Origin of the sequence: Streptomyces olindensis (assembly GCF_040645895.1) — a bacterium.
In the GTDB taxonomy this organism is placed as follows: domain Bacteria; phylum Actinomycetota; class Actinomycetes; order Streptomycetales; family Streptomycetaceae; genus Streptomyces; species Streptomyces olindensis.
This window is the reverse complement of the sequence record NZ_JBEYZD010000027.1, coordinates 41,443-61,135: the sequence shown is the minus strand read 5'-3', so window position 1 is coordinate 61,135 and position 19,693 is coordinate 41,443. Positions and strand designations below refer to the sequence as shown.

Annotated in this window: 16 protein-coding genes and 3 pseudogenes; 9 read left to right on the top strand and 10 right to left on the bottom strand. The window is 70.8% G+C overall.

The genetic code is table 11. The features are described 5' to 3' along the window. Positions 1–72: 72 nt before the first annotated feature. Positions 73–1,806 carry an Ig-like domain repeat protein gene (locus ABZ948_RS19380; protein WP_359761068.1) on the top strand — a complete coding sequence of 578 codons (1,734 nt, stop codon included), beginning with the start codon at positions 73–75 and terminating at the stop codon, positions 1,804–1,806. Here the strand turns inward: ABZ948_RS19380 and ABZ948_RS19375 are convergent. Together ABZ948_RS19375 and ABZ948_RS19370 are read right to left on the bottom strand one after the other, a co-directional pair. Beyond that, the gene (locus ABZ948_RS19375) at positions 1,796–2,422 is read right to left on the bottom strand and encodes a hypothetical protein (RefSeq protein ID WP_359761066.1); all 627 of its coding nucleotides are present in this window, start codon (positions 2,420–2,422) and stop codon (positions 1,796–1,798) included. The genes ABZ948_RS19380 and ABZ948_RS19375 overlap by 11 nt on opposite strands. After that, a pseudogene (locus ABZ948_RS19370) lies at positions 2,409–3,044 on the bottom strand (vWA domain-containing protein); the annotation flags it as partial. The pseudogene ABZ948_RS19370 and the gene ABZ948_RS19375, both read right to left, overlap by 14 nt. A gap of 132 nt (positions 3,045–3,176) precedes the next feature. Here ABZ948_RS19370 and ABZ948_RS40935 point away from each other — a divergent pair. The 3 genes and pseudogenes from ABZ948_RS40935 to ABZ948_RS19360 form a co-directional block, all read left to right on the top strand. After that, positions 3,177–3,602, top strand: a pseudogene (locus ABZ948_RS40935) (DUF6197 family protein); the annotation flags it as partial. A gap of 605 nt (positions 3,603–4,207) precedes the next feature. Further along, a complete protein-coding gene (locus ABZ948_RS19365) occupies positions 4,208–4,726 on the top strand; it encodes a MarR family winged helix-turn-helix transcriptional regulator (RefSeq protein ID WP_359761065.1) in 519 nt (172 codons plus the stop codon). Continuing rightward, positions 4,723–5,997, top strand: a complete 1,275-nt coding sequence (locus ABZ948_RS19360; protein WP_359761063.1) for a multidrug effflux MFS transporter — start codon at positions 4,723–4,725, stop codon at positions 5,995–5,997. Before ABZ948_RS19365 ends, ABZ948_RS19360 begins: the two co-directional genes overlap by 4 nt. A 201-nt stretch (positions 5,998–6,198) precedes the next feature. Here ABZ948_RS19360 and ABZ948_RS19355 read toward each other — a convergent pair whose 3' ends face one another. After that, positions 6,199–6,822, bottom strand: a complete 624-nt coding sequence (locus ABZ948_RS19355) for a LysE family translocator (protein WP_359761133.1) — start codon at positions 6,820–6,822, stop codon at positions 6,199–6,201. A 170-nt stretch (positions 6,823–6,992) separates the two neighbouring features. On the opposite strand from ABZ948_RS19355, the gene ABZ948_RS19350 reads away from it, so the two are divergent. Beyond that, positions 6,993–7,502 (top strand): GNAT family N-acetyltransferase, encoded by a 510-nt coding sequence (locus tag ABZ948_RS19350; RefSeq protein WP_359761131.1) that lies wholly within the window; start codon positions 6,993–6,995, stop codon positions 7,500–7,502. A gap of 11 nt (positions 7,503–7,513) precedes the next feature. After that, positions 7,514–8,224, top strand: a complete 711-nt coding sequence (locus tag ABZ948_RS19345) for a maleylpyruvate isomerase family mycothiol-dependent enzyme (RefSeq protein ID WP_359761061.1) — start codon at positions 7,514–7,516, stop codon at positions 8,222–8,224. Between the two features lie 460 nt (positions 8,225–8,684). On the opposite strand, the gene murJ is transcribed toward ABZ948_RS19345, so the two are convergent. Then, complete coding sequence (murJ, locus tag ABZ948_RS19340) at positions 8,685–10,367, bottom strand: murein biosynthesis integral membrane protein MurJ (protein WP_359761059.1); 1,683 nt, start codon at positions 10,365–10,367, stop codon at positions 8,685–8,687. A gap of 264 nt (positions 10,368–10,631) precedes the next feature. Between murJ and ABZ948_RS19335 the strand changes: the two genes are divergently transcribed. Beyond that, positions 10,632–11,261, top strand: coding sequence for a class I SAM-dependent methyltransferase (locus ABZ948_RS19335; RefSeq protein ID WP_359761057.1), 630 nt, complete (start codon positions 10,632–10,634; stop codon positions 11,259–11,261). 253 nt (positions 11,262–11,514) lie between these two features. Here ABZ948_RS19335 and ABZ948_RS19330 read toward each other — a convergent pair whose 3' ends face one another. From ABZ948_RS19330 to ABZ948_RS19315, 4 genes and pseudogenes are all read right to left on the bottom strand, one after another. Further along, entirely contained in the window at positions 11,515–11,886 is a 372-nt protein-coding gene (locus ABZ948_RS19330; protein ID WP_359761129.1) for a site-specific integrase, read from the bottom strand. Between the two features lie 270 nt (positions 11,887–12,156). Then, a pseudogene (locus ABZ948_RS19325) lies at positions 12,157–12,453 on the bottom strand (hypothetical protein); the annotation flags it as partial. A gap of 133 nt (positions 12,454–12,586) precedes the next feature. Then, on the bottom strand, positions 12,587–13,009 hold the full coding sequence (locus ABZ948_RS19320; RefSeq protein WP_359761055.1) for an SCO4983 family protein: 423 nt from the start codon (positions 13,007–13,009) through the stop codon (positions 12,587–12,589). A 112-nt stretch (positions 13,010–13,121) separates the two neighbouring features. Then, positions 13,122–14,333 carry a pyridoxal phosphate-dependent aminotransferase gene (locus ABZ948_RS19315; RefSeq protein WP_359761053.1) on the bottom strand — a complete coding sequence of 404 codons (1,212 nt, stop codon included), beginning with the start codon at positions 14,331–14,333 and terminating at the stop codon, positions 13,122–13,124. A gap of 126 nt (positions 14,334–14,459) precedes the next feature. On the opposite strand from ABZ948_RS19315, the gene ABZ948_RS19310 reads away from it, so the two are divergent. After that, complete coding sequence (locus ABZ948_RS19310; RefSeq protein ID WP_359761051.1) at positions 14,460–15,584, top strand: hypothetical protein; 1,125 nt, start codon at positions 14,460–14,462, stop codon at positions 15,582–15,584. A gap of 161 nt (positions 15,585–15,745) precedes the next feature. After that, positions 15,746–16,669 carry a S1 family peptidase gene (locus tag ABZ948_RS19305; RefSeq protein ID WP_359761049.1) on the top strand — a complete coding sequence of 308 codons (924 nt, stop codon included), beginning with the start codon at positions 15,746–15,748 and terminating at the stop codon, positions 16,667–16,669. A gap of 33 nt (positions 16,670–16,702) precedes the next feature. Here the strand turns inward: ABZ948_RS19305 and ABZ948_RS19300 are convergent, their stop codons facing one another. Together ABZ948_RS19300 and ABZ948_RS19295 are read right to left on the bottom strand one after the other, a co-directional pair. Beyond that, positions 16,703–18,316 carry an N-acyl-D-amino-acid deacylase family protein gene (locus ABZ948_RS19300; protein WP_359761047.1) on the bottom strand — a complete coding sequence of 538 codons (1,614 nt, stop codon included), beginning with the start codon at positions 18,314–18,316 and terminating at the stop codon, positions 16,703–16,705. A gap of 12 nt (positions 18,317–18,328) precedes the next feature. Continuing rightward, positions 18,329–19,606 (bottom strand): amino acid deaminase, encoded by a 1,278-nt coding sequence (locus tag ABZ948_RS19295; protein WP_359761045.1) that lies wholly within the window; start codon positions 19,604–19,606, stop codon positions 18,329–18,331. Positions 19,607–19,693 lie beyond the last annotated feature (87 nt).

Genomic DNA, 19,693 nt, shown 5'->3' with positions numbered 1-19,693 from the left:
CCTGTTTCATGCTGTCTACAGGCGTCTCACCGGTCCCGGTGAGGTGCTCAAGACAGCCTGTGGGGGGCACAGTTGCATACTGCACACCGTTCCAGACGTCTCGCGGCCACGCTGTCCGCCGCGCTGCTGGCGGGTACCGGACTGACCGTCGCCGCCGCGCCCGCGGCGCACGCGGCGGCCGCCGACGCCGTGGTGAAGCTGCCGATGACGACGTACTCGGCGCTCGCGGTCGACTCGGTCCACGAGCGGGTCTTCGTCGCGGACGCCATGACCGGCGACTCGTCCTACAAGGGCACCATCGCCGTCTACACCTTCGGCGGCGAGCGCATCTCCACGATCACCACCCCGAGCCACCTCTCCGGCCTGGCGCTCAGCGCCGACGGCTCCACCCTGTACGCCGGCGAGCGCAGCCGGATCGTGGGCTACGACACCACCACGCTCGCGCAGACCAGCGCCGTCAGCGCCAACCTCGACCAGTGCGGGCGCGAACTCGCCTTCTCCGGCGGCGAGGTGTACTTCACCACGCCCTACGCGTCCTACTCGTCCCAGTGCGCCACGACCGCGCACACGAATCTGGACGCCCTCGTGGGCGGCGCCCACACCCGGACCGGCTGGAACGACTACGGCCGGCTCCAGCTGGAGGCCGGTCCCGGCGACCGGATGCTGATGGGCCAGCCGACCGCTCCGCAGGCGGCCAACCCCTTCGTCACGGTGTTCGACACCAGCGGCGACACCCCGGTGCGCAACGCCGCACGCCGGTTCGCCGACGCCGACGGCAAGGGCGCGCTCAACCTGAAGGACATGGCGTTCTCCGCGGACGGCAGCAAGGTCGCCCTCGCGGACGCCGCCCACGGCACGCGGCTGCTGAACACCAGCGACCTGTCCGACGCGGCGACCGGCTACCCGGCGCTCCCGCAGGGCGCCACCGCCTCCGCCGTGGCGTTCAGCGGCGACGGCAGGTACCTGGCGCGAGGCGCCTCCGCCACCGGCTCCACGCCCGACCTGCTGCTCCAGCCCGCCGACCCGTCCGACTCCTCCGCCCCGCTGGAGTTCGTCTTCGAGGGCAGCCTCGACGGCGACCGGGTCGCCCCGCGCGGCATGGAGTGGTCCGCGGACGGCTCCCGGCTGTTCGCGGTCACCACCAACGCGGCCGGCAGCCAGTACTGGCTGCACATCATCCAGCCGCCGGCCGTCCAGTACGACACCCGCTTCACCAGCGGCCTGACCCACAGCCCGGGCACGGCCGTCGCCGGGGAGCCGCTGGCCGTGCGCGGCAAGCTGGAGCTGGACGGGCCCGCCCCGGCCGAGCCGGTCAAGGTCAAGGCGACCCGCACCGACGCAAGCGGCACCCACGAGCTGGGCACCGCCACGGTGAAGGAGGACGGCACCTTCACCGTCCTCGACGAACCGGACCGGACCGGCGAGGCCACCTACACGGTGTCCTACCTCGGTGACCTCACCCACCGCCCGGCCACGGACGTCACCCACACCGTGACCGTCGCCAAGGCGCCCACCTCGATCGTGCTCACCGCCCCCGAGGAGGCGAGCATGTCCGGCGGCATCGAGATCACCGGCACCTTCACCGCGCAGGGCAAGGCGCTCGCCGAACGGCCCGTGCTCAAGGTCGTGCGCGAGGACCGCCTCGGCACCGGCACCCTGTCGCCGGTGACCGTCGCCGCCGACGGCACCTTCACCATCAACGACGTGCCGCGCACCCGCCGCGAGGTGACCTACACGGTCAGCTGGCCGGGTGACGACCTGCACGACGGGTCGACGGCGTCGGCGGAGGTGTACGTCAGGCGCTGAACCCGCCGCCCGCCGGCCCGCCCCTGTCCTCCAGGCGGCGGGTGACGGACTCCTGGCGGCGGGCCTCGGTCTCCCGCAGGCCCGCCGCCAGCCGCTCGGCCTCCTCCCGCAGGAGGCCGAGCTGCCGCTCCAGATGCCGCTCGGGCGCCTCCGCCCCGGGCGACAGCCGCGCCCACCACCGGGTCCGCACGAAGGCGTCGACGGCCTCGGGCAGGTCCCGGCGCACGGTCCGGGACAGGGTGTGCACGCCCTCCGGGTCGTGGGCGAGCAACTCCGTGGTCCAGCCCGGGTCGAGCAACGCGCCCAGCAGGTCGGTGAGTTCGCCCAGCCGGGCCGCGACGGCGGGCGGCAGGTCGACGCCGGCCAGGTAGCCGCGGAGCGTGCCGAGGTCCGCGCGCACCTCGTCGAGCTGGGCCGACGGGTCCGGGAAGGCCGGCGGGTCCGGCCGCTCCGGTGGGGCGATCAGCGCGCCCGCCCCGTACAGACCGGCCACCACGACGGGCCAGTACGGTCCCGCCACGCCCGCGAACGTCAGGGCGAGGCCCACCACCCCGCAAGCGCCGCCCGTGCTGTCCTTGCGGGACTCCAGGTAGCGGACGAACCTACTGGTAGCCACGGATCTCCTCGAAGTCGCCGTCGAGCGAGCCCTGCCGGGCGTCGAAGAGACGGCCGCCGGTCAGCTCGGCGATGTGCTCCAGCTCCGCCCGGTCGGAGTCGCCGAACAGGATGGGGAACACGGGGATCTCGGCCCGCTCGCGCGGCAGCCGCCCGAAGAAGTCCTCGAACTGCCCCGCATCGGCGCCGGTGGTGTTCTCGCCGTCCGTCATCAGCACGATCGAGGTGAACGTGTCCCGGTCGGTGCCGAGATGGTCGTAGGCCTTCTCCAGGGAGGTGTAGATCGCGGTCTCGCCCTCGGCGGAGAGGCGGGCCGTGTCGGCGCGGATCGCGTCGAGGCCCTGCCGCGGCCGGGCCGGGCCGACGACATGCGTCCGTACGCTCTTCACCCGCGAGCCGAACGGCATCAGCGTCACCTCCTCCCGGTCGCGGAAGTCCCCGGTGAGCCCGGTGAGCGCGGACTTCAGCCCTTCCAGCCGGTCCCCGTCCATCGAGCCGGAGGTGTCGAGGACGTACACCGTGCGCGACGGGCGGCGCAGTTTGTTCTCGTAGGCGTCGAGCAGCCCGTCGGCGACGGACCGGCTGCCCGGGAAGGGCAGTTCGCGTCGCCGGCCGGTGTCGAGCCGGCCCGGGCGGCCACCGACGCGATCAGCACCGTCACCGGCTGGATCTCCAGCACCTGACACCGCCCCGGCCCGCCGGCGTCGAAGGCCGCCACCCCCGCCCCGCGCTTTCGACGCCTCCAGGAAGCACCGATGCCTCAGACCCACACCGCCATAGACCAGACGGCCCCGACCACCGCAGCGCCCGCGCCGCCAGCCGAACTGTCCCTCGAGGAACGCTTGAAGTTCATCGAGGCGGCGATGACGGTACGGCTGGACAAAGCGGCCGTCGCCTACGAGGTCAACACCGCCCACATCGACACCGAGCCCGTGGACCTGGTCGACGTCGTCACCGGCCCCGCCGACACCGGGCCCGCACCGCTGCCGGGCCTGTACCCGACTCCGATCGCGGCCCTACTGCAGCGCGCCCGCCACCGGTTGCTCACCAGCGGCTGGTGCTCCGGCGCGCTGGTCGACGAGGACGGCGCCCGCTGCATGCTCGGAGCCATCCGGGCCGAGGCCGCGGCGACAGAGGCCTGGAAGCCGACGCGGCCCAGACGCGATCCGCCGCAAGTTCGGCGACGACGTCGACTCCTTGCCCTCCTTCTACGACGCGCACGGCTCCGCCCGCGTCCCGCTCCGCATGCTCGACCAGGCCGCCGGCCTCGCCGACGCCCGCGGCCTCTAACCCCCTGCTCCGGACCACCGGCCTCGCACCCGAACCCCTCGCGGTCGGGCCGTCCGGCCTGCGCACCACCCGCCCTCCCCACCGACCCGAGCAAGGGAGTCGCCTAACCATGCAGTCCGACGACAAGCCCATCAACGGCCAGCACACGAACAGCCCGAGCTTCTTCGACCTGCTCGACCAGACGCCCCCACCGCGCTGCACGACACGGAGGACGCGCCTGGCACGAAGCGCTTCGCCTGGCTCCGCGAGGCGTGGGACGCGTCCTAAGAGAAGGGCGGCTTCCTGGGGGCGCCGACGAAAGGGCCTGACCTCCGGTGTTGTTGGCGATGCCGCTGCCCGTTTCCCGTGCTCGGCGTGATCGTTTCCCGCCGCCGACGGCATCCTCAGTGCGCCTGTCGCCCGCCTGACACCTGCCTTGGAAGGCAAGCTTGAGCTTTCCAAATAGACGCATCTTCGGGATTGCTTCACCAACTTACGAAGCTTTAGCTTGGTAATCATGGATGGGGATACAGAGGCGGACCACCTGAGGCTTGCCGAGTCGTTGCGGTGGGGAGTGTCCCGGCTGGCCTCACGACTGCGCGCGGAGCAGCCGGGGGCCGGCCGGTCACTGACGCGGCTGGCCGCGTCGGTTCTTGCGAACCTTCGGCACAGCGGCGCGTTGACGCCTTCCGAGTTGGCCGCCATTGAGGGGCTGCAGACGCAGTCACTGACCCGGGTGCTCAATGAGTTGGAGGAGCAGGGCCGTATCCGTCGTTCACGCAGCGAGGTGGATGCACGCCGCCAGAACCTCGTGATCACCGAGGCGGGCCGAGAAGCGCTGCGTGAGCATGTGCGGGACGGCAATGCCTGGCTGGCTGCGGCGCTGCGCCAGACGTTGTCGCCAGCCGAGCGAGGCGTGTTGCAGATCGCCGCCGGGCTGCTGGAGCAGGTCGCCGAGGCCGAGCCCGAAGTGGAGACGCCAGCCAGACCGGAGCAGGCACTCACGGACGCGAAGGGAGCGGCTCCGGCGCTATGACCGCTCACCACACCGGGAAACCACCCCGGACTCTCCGCGTTCCCCAGGCCGCGGCCCGGCGGCAGGCACGGCTGCTGGTGGTCTTGGCCGGGCTGAGCGCTGCCAGCCCACTGGCCACGGACATGTATGTGCCCGGGCTTCCGGATCTGGCACGTTCCCTGGGTACCGATGCCTCCGGCGCGCAGATGTCACTGACCGGCTTCCTGGCGGGGATCATCGTCGGGCAACTCGTCCTGGGACCGATCAGTGACGTGGTGGGGCGCCGCCCGGTCCTGGTCGTCGGGACCGGGCTGTTCGCCGTGTTCTCCGCCGTGTGTGCGTTGGCCCCCGACTTGGCGGTGCTCAACGCGGCACGACTCGGGCAGGGCATCACGGGAGCCGCTGGGATCGTCGTGGCCCGCGCGGTCGTCTCAGATTTGTTCGTCGGCGACGGTGAACTCGCCACGGTGTTCTCACGATTAGGAGCGATCACCGCCACGGCCCCGGTCCTGGCCCCGCTGGCCGGGGGCGCACTGCTGCTGGTGGTGTCCTGGCGGTACGTCTTCGCGTTCCTCGCCGTTGTCGGCCTGCTCCTCACCCTGGGCGTGCTGCGCTGGGTGCCGGAGTCCCATCCGCCGCAGGCGCGCCTCACCGGAGGACTGGCCGGCGGCTTGCGGGCCATCGGTCGGGTCGCCGCCCGGCGCGCGGTGCTCGCCCCGGTGCTGGCCCTGGCCTTCGGCGGAGCGGCGGTCTTCGCCTACATCGCCGGGACCACCTTTGTCTTCCAGGACATCTACCACCTCGACCCGGCCCTCTCCAGCCTCGTCTACGGTGTCAATGCCGTCGGCAATATGGCCGGCAGTCTGGCCTACGGATGGTTGGCCAGACGCTGGTCGGCCGAAACTCTCCTCGTCGCCAGTGGTGTGCTGGCGCTGGCGGGACCGGCAGCCCTGCTGCTCGTCCAGGTGACCGTCGGCAGCGGCCTGCCCGTCACCTGGCTGTGTCTCCTGTTCGCTCTCACCGCGTTCGGGGTCTTCTTCCCCGCCGTCGTCACCATTGCCCAGAGCCGCGGACGCGCGGCCCCCGGAGCCACGTCGGCCCTGCTGGGCGGTGGCCAGTTTCTCCTCGGAGCCGGTGTTTCCCCGCTGGTCGGGCTGTTCGGTACGCGCAGCCCCGCGCCGATGGCCGCGATCATGGCCTCTTGTCTCGCCCTGGCCACCCTCGCCGCAGCAGCCACGAGGCTTTCCTACAGTTCATGCGATGCGAGCCATCGCCGTCCGCACGCGGGCTGACAGAGACCCGCCGGGCGCCGCGCAGTTACCTTGGCCTGCCGGCCATCGCCGCCCGCAACACGGCCTTGTTCGGCATGGCCGGTGAACTCCCGCCGATCGTCATGTGCGACCTCTTCGGAATCCACAGAAACACCACCACCCAGTGGGCGGCTCTGGCCCAGAAAAGTTGGGCTGGCTGCCTCGCCGCACGGACAATGGCTTCTAAGACTCGGTAGCCAGACGCACCCCCAGCCCGACCAGGAGCGCCCCGGAGACCTGCTCCATCCGGTGCCGAACGGACTGCCGCCGAAGCACTCCTCCGACACGTCCGGCCAGCCAGACCAACGGTAGGTACCAGATCAAGTCGACCACGGCCCAGATCACCGAGAAGGCGAGCAGCGTCGGAAGAACAGCGGCTCCATGCGGCACGAACTGCGGCAGGAAGGACACGGCGAACACACCGGCCTTCGGATTGGCGAAGTTGGTGACGAGGCCCTGCCAGAACGCCCGCCGAAGCGACACCGGAGCTGTTTCCGCCGGCCCCTGATCCGGCTGTCCAGCTCGCCTCGCCTGCCACAAGGCACGCGCTCCCATCCACACCAGCACCGCGGCGCCGGCAATCCGGATGACGTCGTAGGCGACCTGCGAGGCCAGCAGTAGGGCGGAGAGACCGAAGGCCGCGGCGAGGCCCCACAGCAGCACCCCGCACTCGTTACCCATGACCGTGGCCATGCCGGTCCTCCGGCCGTTCACCACCGCTCGGCGCAGGATCACGACCGTGCTTGGCCCTGGGACCATGGCGATCAGGAAGGCCGCACCGACGAATGCAACGACGGAAGTCATCATCGAGGCAGCATCGCCAAGCGTGTTGATGCGCCACAAGGCTCTTGTCGGCCCAGCTGCGGACGTGTTCCGCAGCTGGGCCGTCGAGGCGAAGACCATGGTCGGGTGCACGCCGGGGAGAAGGCGCGGAATCGGATGGACACGGCTCGGTACGGTGGCCGATGATCTCCGGCATGATCCGGGCCGCCACTGAGGACGACATCGCGGAGATCCGCGCGATGATCCGCGAACTCGCTGAGTACGAACGCGCTGCTGAGCAGGCCCGTGCGACCGAGGAGCAGCTCCGCGACGCGCTGTTCGGAGAGCATCCCGCTGCTTTCGCACTGATCGCTGAGGACGACGAGACGGGGCAGGCCGTGGGCTATGCCCTGTGGTTTCCTCGCTTCTCGACCTGGACTGGCACGCGCGGCATGCACCTGGAGGACCTCTACGTACGGTCGCACGCCCGAGGTGGAGGACACGGCAAGGCTCTGCTCGCCTCCCTGGCCGCGGTCTGTCGACAGAACGGCTACGAGCGCTTCGAGTGGTGGGTCCTTGCCTGGAACGAACCGACCATCGAGTTCTACAAGTCGCTCGGCGTGGAGCTGCTGAACGAGTGGACGGTATGTCGGCTTAGCGGTGAACCACTCAAGGAACTCGCTGCCCAGGCCCCGGCTGTCCTCAACCAGACCCCGGCCCTGTAGGACGGAGGGTCATGCAACCTCCTGTCGCAGCTGTGATCGAAGCCCACCGGACACTGGAAAGGCTCGTGGCCGGACTGAGCGACCAGCAGGTCGCCGAGGCATCCGCCCTTCCGGGCTGGTCACGCGGCCACGTCCTCGCCCATCTCACCGACAATGCGAGAATGTTCGCCCGTCTCGCGGAACATGCCCTGCGCGGTGAACTCGTAGCGGGCTACGACGGCGGGGTCGACGAGCGCAACGCGATCATCGAGGCGACGGCTGGCCGCAGCGCAGCCGAGCACCGCGCGCAACTCGCCGTACACACCGCCGGGCTGGAGGCATCCTGGGCACGCGCCGCCGACGTGGACTGGAGCCGTCCGGTCACGTTCCGCAACGCGAACCTTGCCGCAACCGTCTTCGCACGCTGGCGCGAGACATGGATCCACATGGTCGATCTGGAACTCGGCGTGCGGCCGGACGACTGGCCCGAGGACCTGGCCGCACACGCCATCGACTTCCTCCTCAGCCGCCTTCCGGCAGGCATACGTGTCCGTGCCGAGGACGTGGGCCGCCAGTGGTCCGTCGGCGACGGGCCGCCGGGCACGGTGGTTGCCGGAGGCGTGCGCGACCTGGCGGCCTGGCTGGCCGGACGTACGCCCGCGGTGTCACCGGTGGCGGCGGAGAAGCTACCTGCTCTCGGGCCCTGGCCGCCCCACCCTCCACAGCGCCTGGACCGCCTGTGAACTCATCACCTGCATCGCGCCGTAACCGCGTGCCCGTGGCCAGCCGACAGCCGGATTCCGTCTCGGAAGGAAGGAGCGCCATGCGTGCCGACATCGTGTGGTGGGACCTGTCCGCCTCCGGACAGACCATCGAGTCCATGCGTGAGTACCTGCGTGAGGAATCCGTCGCCGCGTTCTCCGAGGTGCCTGGGCTTCGCTTCAAGATGTGGCTCTCCGATCCGGACACCAACCGGTGGGGAGCCGTTCTGTTGTGGGAATCGGAAGAGGTCGCGAGATCAAGCGCGTGCCCCGCACCGACGCGACCCTGCCGGAGTACGACCGCGGCGCTGTCCCCGATGGCTTGGTCACCCGGCGTCAGTTACGGGGCATGGGCCTCAGCCCGGGCGACAACGACGGCCCGGTCGCGATCCTGCGCTGCAAGTGGTGTTCCTACCGGCCTCCTTGCATCGTCTGCCTGTACTCAGCGCATCCCGGGCAGACGACGCAACTCGTTGACCTTCATCAGCCGGGCGAGAAGGAGATACCCCACGGCTGTCGCCAGCGCCCCGGTAGCCAGTGCGACGGCCGTGGGCCACGTTCCACTTCCCAGGCCCGCACACGCACGCGCTGCAGCCCAGCCCAACCCAGCAGCCGGACCCGCGGCGCAGAACAGTTTCACGTAAGTGCGGCGCAGGCCGCCGTCGTCGATGCGCCCCCCAAGCCTCCTACGCAGCAGATGCGCGGTGAGTGCAAGACCGGCCACGTAGGAGAGGGTGTAGGCGCCGGCCATGCCGACGACCGCCCAGCGGGCGGGCAGGAGCAAATGGCACGCGGTGGCCAGGGCGATGTTCACGCCAGCGATCGACGCCGCCATGAAGAACGGAGTGCGGGTGTCCTCGAAGGCGTAGAAGCCGCGCAACAGCAGATACTGGGCGGAAAACGGGATGAGCCCGAGTCCGAACGCCTGCAGCATGTACCCCAGCGGGCGGGCCGAGGCGGCGTCCGCCGCCCCGTGGGCGAACAGCAGCGAGGAGATCTGCGGGCCCAGGGCGAGGAAGAGGAACGCGGCGGGCACAATGACCACGCCGCTGATCCGCAGCACCCGGGACAGGTCCGCGCGTACGTCCGGGATGCGCCCCTCAGCGACGGCCCGGCTCATACGCGGCAGCAAGGCCGTCACCAGGGATACCGTCACGATCGACTGCGGCAGCATCCAGATGGTCTGCGCGTAGGTGTAGGCCGAGTAGCCCGCGCCGGCCTGCGGAAGCTCCTGGTCGGCGGCGTTGGCGTAGTTCGTGACCACCGTCAGGGCGACCTGATTGGCCAGGACGAACAACAGCGTCCACTTCGCCGCGTGGACGCTCTTGCCCAGGCCGGTGCCCCGCCAGTCGAACCGCGGGCGGAAACGGAAACCGGCTGCCCGCGCGAACGGGATCAGTGCCAGGGCCTGCAGGGCGATTCCTGCCGTCGTCCCGAGCCCCAGCAACTGCACCTGGTCGGCGGTGATGTCCTCCACCCGGTCGGGAACCGTCATCAGCCCCAGATAGGCGGCGAACATGCCGACCAGCACCACGTTGTTCAGCACCGGGGTCCACATCATCGCGCCGAACTTCTCGCGAGCGTTCAGCACCTGCCCGTAGATGCTGAACAGCCCATAGAAGAAGATCTGCGGCAACAGGAACCGCGCGAACGTCACCGTCAGCTCGAACGCCTCGTGACTGTCCGGGGTGTCCCGCATATACAGGCCCACGATCTGCGGCGCCGCCCACACCGCCAGCGCCGTCCCTACACCCAGTACACAGACCACAAGCGTGACCAGACGCTGCTCGTAAGCGCGTCCGCCATCGGGCTGCGTTGCCCTGGCTCGGACCAGCTGCGGCACCAACACGGCGTTGAGCGCGCCACCGATCAGCAGCGTGTACAGGCTCGTCGGCACGGTGTTCGCCGTGTTGTACGTACTGGCCAGCAAGCCCGTCCCCAGCGCTGCGGCCTGCAGCACTTGGCGGATCAGTCCCGTCGCCCGTGACACCACCGTGCCAACAGCCATCAGCAAGGACGAACGAGCCAGTCCGCCCTTGTCCTTCTTCCGCCGGGCGGCATGCCGCCCCCTTGTCTGCTGCTCCTGCGGCATGGTCTGAGCCGCGGAGTTCGCCCCCTCCACCATGCCGTCAACCTATGCCCCAAGGTTTCCCGGCCCCCATTCGACCGTCTGACCGGAGAGTTCAGCGAACGCTCCCCGGCCGTGACCGCAGGAACACGACAGCCACGGAACAAGTGCTCTGCGCCGGTAGAAGAAGCTCGGGTGCTGCCTTCTCCGAACTACCGGGGCGTCCCGTGGTCAGGTGACAGGACGATCAGTCCTGCGGGGAGGGAGCCGGTATGGGCCCGGAGAACTGCCGTGAACGGCGCGGGTGTTAGCTTCCTTCCCGTGTTAAATCACCAGGACGAAACCAGGGCGGCCTATGACGGGGTCGTCGATCTGTATGCGTCGATGTTCGCTAATCAGTTGGAGACGCAGCCGTTCGCGCGGAACATGATCGGCACCTTCGCCGAGCTCGTGCGTGGCACGGGGAACCTGCGGGTAGCCGACGTCGGGTGCGGACCCGGTCATTTGACGGCCATGCTGCACGATCTGAGGTTGGACGCCTTCGGGATCGACCTCTCCCCGGCCATGGTCGACCACGCTCGGCGGACCCAGCCAGCGCTGCGGTTCGACGAAGCGCGGATGGAGGCCCTGCCGGTCGAGGACGGCGCGCTCGGCGGAGTGCTGGCCCACTACTCGATGATTCATACCCCACCCGAAGAATTGCCCGCGCTGCTCGCTGAGCAGGTGCGTGTCCTGGCACCAGGGGGCCTGCTCCTGGTGTCCTTCTTCGGAACCGAGGGGCCGGAGCCTGTCCGCTTCGACCACAAGGTGGCGCCTGCCTATAGCTGGCCGGCGGACCAGTTTGCCGAGTTGCTCGCCGGTGCCGGACTCGTCACGGTGGCTCGGCTGCTCCATGACCCAGCGACCGAGCGGGGCTTCCTCGACACCCACCTGCTGGCCCGCCGCCCGTAGAACGTGGGCCGTGTCCGGGGCCGGAGTGGTGTAGATCATCCGCGTGGATGAAGCTCGACCGAGCGCCGCATTCTGTGGTGGTGCCCGCTGAGCACTCCGGAGTGACAGCCGTTCAGTCACGCAGGCTCCGGCGGGGTGGCCGCCGCAGTGGTGCGAGCAACGGTCTCCCGGAAGGTAGGAATTCCCAGGTCGACAGACTCGTGCTTCCGGGAGATCTGGGCGTCGAGTTGGGCAAGCTTCTCCTCGGCGTGGGTCAGGCTGCTCTGCAATGAGCCCGGGTTGCCGGCGAGTACTTGGTCCCGACCGTGGGTTTACCAGTCACCGGATTCGGTGTCCCCGGCGCCGGCCTGTCACTGCGAGGCGGTGGGACCGCGGAGAGAGCCCTGCCTCGGTGGCGCCAATGCACGCGTTGCGGCTTGTCCGCCACCTTCATCCACAACATGAAGTCCCGGGCATCTTCCCGGGTCGCACGGTCCCACTCGATCGCGAGCCCCCACAAGAACCGGAACCAGCGCAGCAGATCCATGCCGTACGAACGTGGCGTCAACGGCGAGCTGTCCCTCGCCATCAGCTCCTTGAGATATAGCGCAGCGGGCTCGACCGGCCTCCCGAGTCGATCCAGCACCCTGTACGGCTCCCAGGGATCTCCCGTCTTCAGTAACTGGCCTAACTCAGGCAGGACAAAGTTCCTCAGGTCCCTTCCGGGCCGCTGCTCATCAAGCACATCGGGAAGCTAGCAGATACCCGGTCTGACCTGCGAAGACAGCCGAGTTAGTTCGGTTAACAGGCCTGGAGTGCTTCGACGGCACGCCCGTGGACCCCAGCAGCTACATGGAGCCCACCGCCCCGGGCCCTCACCGGCTCGCCGCCTGACCACCGCAGCCAACCGGGCGGGCCGCACGCGTCCGGCGAGTTCGACGGCGGGCGCCTGGCTGGACGGGAAGGCGAGGTCGTACCCCTTGAGGTCCAGGCCCTCCATGGCCCAGGACCCCGAGGTCTCCGCCTCGACGGTGTAGCCCTTGGCGGCGAGGGCCTGCACCACGTCGGGATCGGCGAAGAACTCCGCCTTCTCCGATCCGATCACCGCGCGCACGGTCTTCGTTGCCGTGCCCGTGTCCTCCCCTTGCCGGCCGGCCACGACAGCTGCCACCACGCCGCCGATCAGCACGACCGCGAGGACGATTCTGACGATCCCGGTATGCAACAGGAATGACGGGCTCCGGGCGCGGGTACCCGCGAGCCCTCACGAAGGGGATTGTGGCGCCCGGTCCGCGCGTCGCTGCGGGTGCGCGCGGACCGGGGCCGTCAGGGGAGCCCCTTGGGGCTCAGCGGGACGCGAGGGGGCGCGGCTCGAGAGCCGCCGTGTGCGCGTCCATCCGCTCGGCGGCCAGGATCGCGGCCGCCGTGTCGGCACGGGAGGCGGCGACGACCAGCGCGCGGCCCGCCAGGGCGTGCGCCCGCCGGTGCAGGGCCGCGGCGCTCTTCTCGCGCCGGCTGCCGCTCATGGGCGCACGGGCCAGCACGCGCCCGCCGCGCAGTCGGCGCACCTGCTCCGCGAGCCGCTCCGCCGCGGTGTCCAGGTCGGCCGAGCCGTCCGCCGCGCGCAGCTCGTCCGTGACGGTGAGCAGCGCGGCGAGATGACCCGCGAGCTGGATGTCCAGCTCTTCCTCGCGGGAACGGTGGGGGAAGTCCGGGTTGGGGCCGTCCACCGTGCTGTGGACCGACTTGGTGCGGATCGGTTCGTACATGGGAGGGCCTCCTGAACGCTTGCAGGAAACCATCCTAGCTTAGATTTCGTCTAAAGTTGAGTTGTTCACAAAACCGGACCGCATGCACACATAGGGTGAGGGGGTGGCCCGGTCAGGGCTGGCTGTAGCCGTCCAGGAAGTGCCCGATCCGCCCCACCGCGTCGCGCAGATCCCCGACCGTCGGCAGCGTCACCACCCGGAAGTGGTCCGGCTCCGGCCAGTTGAAGCCCGTGCCCTGCACGACCATGATCTTCTCGCGCCGGAGCAGGTCCAGGACCATGCGGCGGTCGTCCTTGATCTTGAAGACCTTGGGGTCGAGGCGCGGGAAGAGGTACAGCGCCCCCTTGGGCTTCACGCATGTCACGCCCGGGATCTGGGTGAGCAGCTCGTAGGCCACGTCCCGCTGCTCGCGCAGCCGCCCGCCCGGCAGCACCAGGTCGTTGATCGTCTGCCGCCCGCTGAGCGCGGCGACCACGCCGTGCTGTCCCGGCATGTTCGCGCACAGGCGCATGTTCGCCAGGATCGTCAGGCCCTCGATGTAGGAGTCGGCGTGCGCGCGCGGCCCGGAGATCGACATCCAGCCCACCCGGTAGCCGGCCACCCGGTAGGCCTTCGACATGCCGTTGAAGGTGAGGGTGAGCAGGTCCGGGGCGACCTTGGCGGTCGGGGTGTGCACGGCGTCGTCGTAGAGGATCTTGTCGTAGATCTCGTCCGAGCAGACCAGCAGGTTGTGGCGGCGGGCGATGTCGGTCAGGCCCTTGATCATCGCCTCGTCGTAGACGGCCCCCGTCGGGTTGTTGGGGTTGATGATCACGATCGCCTTGGTGCGGTCGGTGACCTTGCGCTCGATGTCGGCGAGGTCGGGCATCCAGTCGGCCTGCTCGTCGCAGCGGTAGTGCACGGCGGTGCCGCCGGACAGGGAGACGGCGGCGGTCCACAGCGGGTAGTCGGGCGCGGGTACGAGGACCTCGTCGCCGTCGTCCAGCAGGCCCTGCATCGCCATCACGATCAGCTCGGAGACGCCGTTGCCGATGAAGACGTGCTCGACGTCCGTCTCGATGCCGAGGGTCTGGTTGTGCATCACGACCGCGCGGCGCGCGGCCAGCAGGCCCTTCGCGTCCCCGTAGCCGTGGGCCGAGGAGACGTTGCGGAGGATGTCCTCCAGGATCTCGGGCGGGCACTCGAAGCCGAACGCCGCCGGGTTGCCGGTGTTCAGCTTGAGGATCCGGTGGCCGGCCGCTTCCAGCCGCATCGCCTCCTCGAGCACCGGGCCCCGGATCTCGTAACAGACGTTGGCGAGCTTGGTCGACTGGATCACCTGCATGTCTGGGAGCTTACGGCCCGGTAACGCCTCTCGGGTCGTGTTTTCCGCCACGTGAGACGCGGCGGTTTGGGTGGATATCGCCGAGCGCTGTCCCACCAGTACCTCCTGTCCCTAGAATGCGCCGCCATGTCCAAGTCATTCGAATACGCCGACGGAGTGAACGGCGGCGAGCCCCAGGGGCCGCCGAACGTGTACCTGCCGCAGGCCGCCCCGCCCCCGGCGTACGACGGGTACGCCGATCCGGCGGCGGCGCACGGATGGCAGGACGTGTACGGCGACCCGGGCCCGGGGGGCACGGCGGGGGTCATGGGGGAGGCGGGGGCTACAGGGGCCGCCGCCGGGGCCACGGGGATCTCCGGGGCCGCCGGGCTCACCGGGGCTGCTGGGTCGTCCGAGGCCGCCGGGCTCACCGGGGCCGCCGGACTCACCGAGGCAATGCACGGCCCGGCGGGCACGGGGGTCATGGGAGTCACCGGAGTTGCCGGAGTTCCGGGAGCCGCCGGAGTCCCGGGTGCCACCGGCGGCGCGCGCCTCACCGACGGCGCGGGCCTCACCGGTCCGAGCCCCACGGGCGCCACGGGTGCCGACGCCGCGGGTCGCGCGGGCGCCACGGGCGGCGGCGGCGTCGCCGGCGGCACAGGTGGCGGTGCCACCGGTCCCGTGGGAGCGACGCACGCCATGTACATCACGGGCGCCGTCGACACCGCGGGAGCCGCAGGCGCCGTGGGCGACACGCGCGAGCTGCCGGTGGTCCCGGCGGGGCGCCGGTCCGGGGCGGGGCACCGTGCCCGGCGCCGGACGAGTCCCTGGCGGTCGCGCCGGGTGGCGGTCGCCGCCGGTGCCGTGGGGGCCGTGTCGGCGGCGGCTCTGATCGCCGGGTTCTCCTTCTCGGGGGCGCCCTCCGGGACGCGGGGCGGCGAGGGCGGCCGGAGCGGCCCGACGGCGGGGGAGTCGCCGGCCGCGCCCACGGGCACCGACCCGGCCTCGACTCCCGCCGCGCCGCTCGCCGGCCGGCCGGGGGATCGCGGTGAGCAGTCCGCGAGCGCGTCCGCGAGTCCGACGGAGGCGGCGAGCCCGCCGGAGGCCGCGAGCCGCACTCCGTCCGACGGTGCGACGGACAGCGCGCCCCCGGCCTCCGACGGCCCGGCCGTCACCCCGACGACCTCCGCCCCCGACACCACCGCGACGCCCCCGGGCAGATCCGAGGGGAAACCGGGCCACGGCCCCGGCGGCACGAAGGGGCCCAAGTAACCGGCCGGTGAGGGCGGTTGAGTAGGGTCGGGCAGGACGCGCTGGTTCCGCTTGTGGAACTACTCCTTGCCCTGCCCGCCTTGCGACGATCACAATGTGCATGACAACACACGGGCGGCCGGAAGATTTCCGGCCGCCTCCGTCGCAAGAGGGGACCCCCCATGAGAAAACCTCTCGCCGCCGCGTTCTTCGCCCTGGCGATAGCCGGGGCCGGCGCGGCCCCCGCGACCGCTGCCGAAGCCGCCCCCACGGGCGTCGGCAAGGCCGCGGACACGGGCTCGGCCACGTCCGCCGTCTCCGGCGTGGTCTCGTCCGTGGAGCAGACGCTGACGGGGCTCAACCCGTCGGCCAAGGCGGTCAACTTCGCCGGCACGGTCGCGCTCAGCAACTGCTCCGGCTCCGTCGTCCGCATGCCGGACTCCGAGAGCAACGACCCGGCGCTCGTGATGACCAACGGCCACTGTCTGGAGTCCGGCTTCCCCGGGCCCGGCGAGGTCCTCGTCGACAAGGCGTCCAGCCGCACCTTCAGCCTGCTCAACGCCTCCGGCTCGCGCGTCGCGACCCTGCGCGCCGCCAAGCTCGCCTACGGCACGATGACCGACACGGACGTCGCGCTGTACCAGCTCACCACCACGTACGCGCAGATCAAGAGCTCGTACAACATCAACGCGCTGACGCTGAACGACGCTCACCCGGTCGCCGGCACCGCCATCAGCATCCCCTCGGGCTACTGGAAGCGGATCTACAGCTGCTCCGTCGACGGGTTCGTGCCCACCCTGAAGGAGGGCGACTGGACCTGGAAGGACTCGGTCCGCTACACCTCGGCCTGCAACACCATCGGCGGCACGTCCGGCTCGCCCGTCGTCGACGAGGCCACCGGCAAGGTCGTCGCCGTCAACAACACCGGCAACGAGGACGGCGAACGCTGCACGGTGAACAACCCCTGTGAGGTCGACGCGAACGGCACCGTGACCGTCCGCAAGGGCATCAACTACGCCCAGCAGACCTACGGGATCCCGGCCTGCTTCGGCATCGACAACAAGCTCGACCTGAGCGCGAGCGGCTGCACCCTGCCCAAGCCGTAGGGCAGGTTCTGGGACAGGGTGCCGGCCGGGCGGTCACGCGGGAGGAGTCCCGCGGACCGCCCGGCCCGCCAGCACGTCCGTGCGCCGGCCGTCCTCGATCACGAACCGGCCGTCGACCAGGACGTACGGGATGCCCGTCGGGAGGCGGCGCGGCTCCTCGAAGGTGGAGCCCGCCGCGACCGTCGCCGGGTCGAAGAGGACCAGGTCGGCCACGTATCCCTCACGGACCAGCCCCCGGTCCGGCAGCCTCAGCCGCGCCGCCGGACGCGACGTCAGATGCGCGACGCACTCCTCCAGCGACAGCACCCCCAACTCCCGTACGTAGTGCCCGAGGTAGTGCGGGAACGTGCCGTAGGCGCGCGGGTGCGGCTTGGCGCCCTGGAGGATGCCGTCCGAGCCGCCCGTGTGCACCCGGTGGCGCATGATCTCCCGGACGTTCTCCTCGTGGCCCACGTGCTGGAGGATCGTCGGGGCCAGCCGGTCGGCCAGCAGCAGGCCGCGCGCGGTCACCCAGGGGTCCTCCCGCCGGACGGCCGCCGACTCCTCGATCGTCCGGCCGACGTAGTCCGCGAGGGCCGGGTCGTTCACGCCCGAGATCTCGATGGTGTCCCACTCGATGGGCACGCCGTGGCAGCCGTCCGAGCCGGTGACCTCCAGGTCGTGGCGGATCCGCTCGGCCGTGCCGGGGTCCGCCAGCCGCTTGAGGACCTGCTCGGGTCCGCCCTCGCTCGCCCAGCTCGGCAGCATGGCCGCGAGGGTGGTGCAGCCGGGCGTGTAGGGGTACGTGTCGAGGCTGATGTCGGCCCCGGCCGCGAGGGCCTCGTCCAGCAGGGCCAGCAGCTCGGGCGCCCGGCCCTTGTTCACGCCGAAGTTCATGGTGGCGTGGGCGAGATGGAGGGAGCAGCCCGCCTCCCGGGTCAGCGCGACCATCTCCCGGTACGCCTCCAGGGCGCCGGCGCCGTAGGAGCGGTGGTGCGGGCAGTAGTAGCCGCCGTAGGACGCCACCACCTTGCACAGTTCGGTCAGTTCGGCGTCCCGCGCGTACATGCCGGGCGTGTACGTCAGCCCCGACGACATGCCGACGGCGCCCTGCTCCATGCCCTCGGCGACCAACTGCCGCATCCGGTCCAGCTCCCGCGCGGTGGCCGGGCGGTCCTCCCAGCCGACGGCGAGCGCCCGGACCGTGCCCTGCGGGATCAGGTAGGCCGCGTTGACGGCGATCCCCCGGTCCAGCCGGTCCAGGTACTCGCCGACCGTGCGCCAGTCGAAGTCGATGTCGTCCCCGGGTCCGTTCCACCCGGCGATCGCGCGGCGCACCTCGTCGAGCGTGCGGTCGTCGACCGGCGCGTACGACAGGCCGTCCTGGCCGATGACCTCCAGCGTCACGCCCTGCGCGGCCTTGGCGCTGTGGTCGGGGTCGCGCAGCAGGGCCAGGTCGCTGTGGGCGTGCATGTCGACGAAGCCGGGGGAGAGGACCAGCCCCTCGGCGTCCAGCTCCCGGCGCGCCTTCGGCCGCTGGCAGCCGGCCGCGGCGGCCTCCTTGACGATCCCCACGATCCGGCCGCCGTCGACCACCACATCGGCCCGGTACGCGTCCCCGCCCGAGCCGTCGACGACGTCCGCGTCCCGGATGACGAGCTCTTCCATCGCCCTTGCCTCCTAGAAGAACGTACGCACGTAGTCGACGACCGTGCCGTCCGCCTCCGCGACCGGGATCAGCTGCCACTTGTCGAACGAGGTGCACGGGTGGGACAGCCCGAGCCCGACCCAGTCGCCGACCTCCAGATCGGCCTCCGGAGTGGTGCTCAGCCAGGCGTGCTGGTCGGACAGGGCCGTCACCGACACGCCGGTGGCCGGGCGCTCGGTGCCGTCCCGGCGGATCACCTGCGCGAAGGGCAGGTCGAGGTCGTAGGCCGCGTCCCGCTTGCCCGCGTTGACGAAGGCCTGCTCGCCGGAGGGCCGTGACACCACCTGCGTCCACAGCCGGAACGCGGGCTCCAGGGCGCCCTCCTCGGGCACCCGGTTGAACGGGGTGAGCTTGCGGTAGTGGCCGTCGTCGTGCGAGACGTAGGCGCCCGAGCGGAGCAACTTCAGGACGGGGCGGGAGAGTTCGGGGATCTCCGCGAAGACCTCGGCGACCGCGTCGAACCAGGCGCTGCCGCCCGCGCTGACGACGATCTCGTCCAGGCCGGTGAAGCGTCCCGCCTTGTCGAAGTCGGCGGCGAGCGCGACCAGCCGGCGCAGCCAGGCCGTCACCCGCTCCGGGTCGGCCTTCGGCACCTCGCCCTCGTAGCCCGCGACGCCGACCAGCCGCAGCGTCCGCGTGGCGGCCACGGCGTCGGCGACCGCCGCGCACTCCGCCTCCGTGCGGACACCGGTCCGGGCGCCCTCGCCGGCGGCGAGTTCGACCACGACGTCGACGGGGCGCGTGGCACCTCGCAGGGCCGCGTCCATCAGCTCGACCCCGCGCACGGAGTCGACGTAACAGACGAACGCGAAGTCCGGGTCGGCGTCCAGCTCGGCCGCGATCCAGCGCAGGGCCGCCGCGTCGACCAGTTCGTTCGCGAGGAACACGCGCCGGGTGCCGAACGCGCGCGCCACCCGCACCTGGTGCGGAACCGCCAGCGTGATGCCCCACGCCCCGTGCTCGATCTGCCGCTGGAACAGCTGCGGGGCCATGGAGGTCTTGCCGTGCGGCGCGAAGGCCAGGCCGTGCCGGGCCGCGTACGTCTCCATGAGCCTCAGGTTGTGCTCCAGGCGCTCGGCGGACAGCGCGAGCACGGGGGTGGCGAAGCCCCCGGTGAACAGGTTCCGGCGCTGCGCCGCCAACTCCCCGACCGTCAGTCCGTCGGCGTCCGGGGGGAGGCCCTTGAAGCGGTGGTCGACGCGCTCTGCGGCGAGCCGGGCGAGGGACTCGGCGGCGGTGTCGGCTGGCATGGAGCCTCCTGATCTGCACTGTTGCAGTGCTTGCAACCTTCATTGCGTATGTCGCTGAACGCTGTCTAACATCTCGGCCACCGCCGG